We start from the raw sequence: 1,313 nt of genomic DNA, 5'->3' as shown, positions 1-1,313 counted from the left end.
TCAAACCTATCCGCATACAAACGCCACGACAGACTTTCAGAAGCATAATATTGAACTGCAAAAATAGTCCGCAAAGCACGCTGTCAGGTCGCGTCTGCGGCAGCTTCGTCCGCGACCCGGTCATTCGGCACTTTCTACCGCTTCAGTATCCGACAAAATCGCTCAGATGACGGCCTCGAGCCCGGAGCGGCCGTTCGCTCGTAAAGCTCAGGCGACTTCAGTCCGACACTGTAATGACTTCGGCTTTCGAGCGGAGCCACTTGATGAATGCCAATACTTCGGGGCGTTGTCGTCCTGGTGAGGCTTCGATGTGGTAGACGCCAAAAAGCGGTTCGGAAGCGAGCACAGCGACCCGGCCAGCCGTGATGTCTTCCGTAAAAAAGGCGCGGGCAGTATAGGTGATGCCATCGCCGCGTCGGACCGCTGGCATGATCAGGTTGCCCGGCATGTGGTTAATCGCCAAAGGTCGCTTTGGGACGATGCCATGAAAAGTGAACCACTCTGCCGCCTCGTTGGTCCCTAATTCCTGCAGCCAAGGCAAGTCGGCAAGCGACTTGTAGTCTGACAGATCACGTGCCCCGATCAGCGATGGCGTACCGATGACAACCATGTCTGTCTTGAGGACAGCCTCGACATCCGGCTCGGCTCGCCTTTGATCTCGATACCTTATGGCGACGTCGATCCCACCCGGCCTGAGCTCAACGATCTGTGACGTCGGATTGAGCATCAGGGTGATTTCCGGATTTGCCCGCTGAAACTCGCCCACCCTAGGCATGAGCCATTCAACAGCAAAGGCCGGTGGCATAGTCACCTGCACCGGCCGGAGCATGGCCTCTTCATTAATGCGTTCCACGCCCCGGCTGATTATGTCAAAGCCTGCTTCCAAATCCCGTGCCAATTGGGCGCCGGAACGCGTCAGCTCAATGCCGCGACCGACCCGATGGACTAACGCAATACCAATTCGGTTTTCGAGCGCTTTGACTTGCTGGTTAACAGCGGCCTGAGTGACGTTCAGATGGCCTGCAGCACCTGCATAGCTGCCTGCAGTAGCTACGGCAGCAAAGGCGCGCAGGCTGTTCAACGGCGGGAGTCTCGACCAATTCATATGATAGATTTTCTAACGTTACGGCAGGATTAATGAGTCGCATGAAGTCAAAAATTTAGCAATATGCCTATCATTACGGCGGTGCAGTTGGAGGATCGGATGATGGAAAAGCTAAAGGGTGGATGCTATTGCCGCGCCGTACGATACGAGATTTCCGGTCGGCCGGAATGGTCAGCGCATTGTCATTGCCGGTCCTGCCAGTTGGCGC

The 1,313-nt window shown here is 55.8% G+C and carries 2 protein-coding genes; one reads left to right on the top strand and one right to left on the bottom strand.

What is annotated here, in order from left to right:
• Nucleotides 1-217: 217 nt before the first annotated feature.
• The gene (locus ACR0BK_RS20345; RefSeq protein ID WP_480521051.1) at nt 218-1,105 is read right to left on the bottom strand and encodes a LysR family transcriptional regulator; all 888 of its coding nucleotides are present in this window, start codon (nt 1,103-1,105) and stop codon (nt 218-220) included.
• A 63-nt stretch (nt 1,106-1,168) separates the two neighbouring features.
• Here ACR0BK_RS20345 and ACR0BK_RS20340 point away from each other — a divergent pair.
• A partial coding sequence (locus ACR0BK_RS20340; protein WP_480556063.1) for a GFA family protein occupies nt 1,169-1,313 on the top strand: 145 nt, incomplete at its 3' end.

Source organism: Ruegeria sp. AF1, assembly GCF_056542125.1.
This window is presented reverse-complemented; position numbering and strand designations above follow the sequence as displayed.